Raw genomic sequence first — 1445 nt, forward strand, 5'->3', positions numbered from 1 at the left:
GCGATGAACATCGTCGTACTCGTCAAGCAGGTGCCCGATTCGGGCGCGGACCGCAGCCTGCGTGCTGACGACAACACCGTCGACCGCGGTTCGGCGAACAACGTCATCAACGAGATGGACGAGTACGCCATCGAGGAGGCGTTGAAGATCAAGGAGGCGCACGGGGGCGAGGTGACCGTCCTGACCATGGGTCCGGACCGGGCGACCGAGTCGATCCGCAAGGCGCTGTCCATGGGTCCGGACAAGGCGGTGCACGTGGTGGACGACGCCCTGCACGGCTCCTGCGCGGTCGCGACCTCGAAGGTGCTCGCCGCCGCGCTCGGTCAGCTGAACGCCGATCTGGTGCTGTGTGGCAGTGAGTCGACCGACGGCCGGGTGCAGGTGCTGCCGCACATGCTCGCCGAGCGGCTGGGCATCGCGGCGCTGACCGGCGCCCGCAAGCTCACCGTCGACGGCTCGACCCTGACCGTGGAGCGGCAGACGGAGGAGGGCTACGAGGTGGTCACCGCCACCGCGCCCGCCGTGGTGTCCGTGTGGGACACGATCAACGAGCCGCGGTATCCGTCGTTCAAGGGCATCATGGCCGCCAAGAAGAAGCCGGTGCAGACGCTGTCGCTGGGTGACCTGGGTGTCGCTGCGGGCGAGGTGGGTTTCGAGGGCGCGACCAGCACGGTGCTGGAGCACAGCAAGCGTCCGCCGCGCTCCGGTGGGGCGAAGGTCACCGACGAGGGCGACGGCGGCGTGAAGCTGGTCGAGTTCCTCGCCACCGAGAAGTTCGTGTGAGGGGTTGGGGTCATGTCTGAGGTTCTGGTCGTCGTCGAAGCCACCCGGGAATTCGGCGTCAAGAAGGTCACCCTGGAGATGCTCACCCTCGCCCGCGAGCTGGGCACCGCGAGCGCGGTCGTGCTCGGCGGCCCCGGTGCCGCCGAGGCGTTGAGCGCGAAGCTGGGTGAGTACGGCGCGGAGAAGATCTACGCGGCCGAGAGCGAGGAGATCGACGGCTACCTGGTGGCCCCCAAGGCGACCGTGGTGGCCGAGCTGGTCACCCGCGTGCAGCCGGCCGCCGTGTTGTTGGCGTCGTCGCAGGAAGGCAAGGAGATCGCCGCCCGGCTGGCGGTGAAGCTGGACAACGGCATCCTGACCGACGTGGTCGCCCTGACGGCTGACGGCACGGCCACGCAGGTGGCGTTCGCGGGTTCCACGATCGTCAAGTCGAAGGTGACCCGTGGTCTGCCGTTGGTGACGGTCCGGCCGAACTCGGTGAACCCGGTCCCGGCGGCGGCGAGCCCGGCGGTCGAGCAGCTCACCGTCGCGGTGGCGGACACCGACAAGTTGGCCAGGGTCGTCGACCGGGTCGCGGAGCAGAAGGGTTCGCGTCCGGAGCTCACCGAGGCGGGTGTGGTCGTCTCCGGCGGTCGGGGTGTCGGCAACGCCGACAACTTCAA

The 1445-nt window shown here is 69.2% G+C and carries 2 protein-coding genes; both read left to right on the forward strand.

The features are described from left to right. The first annotated feature begins 3 nt into the window (after positions 1-3). Positions 4-783, forward strand: a complete 780-nt coding sequence (locus EV374_RS32330; RefSeq protein ID WP_132240956.1) for an electron transfer flavoprotein subunit beta/FixA family protein — start codon at positions 4-6, stop codon at positions 781-783. Between the two features lie 12 nt (positions 784-795). Continuing rightward, the coding region (locus EV374_RS32335) for an adenine nucleotide alpha hydrolase family protein (RefSeq protein WP_132240955.1) at positions 796-1445 on the forward strand (650 nt) is incomplete at its 3' end.

It is taken from the genome of Micromonospora sp. CNZ303 (genome assembly GCF_004345505.1).

Coding starts and splice junctions, on each gene's coding strand:
- EV374_RS32330 (WP_132240956.1), top strand. CDS start 4: ATGAACATCGTCGTACTCGTCAAGCAGGTGCCCGATTCGGGCGCGGAC.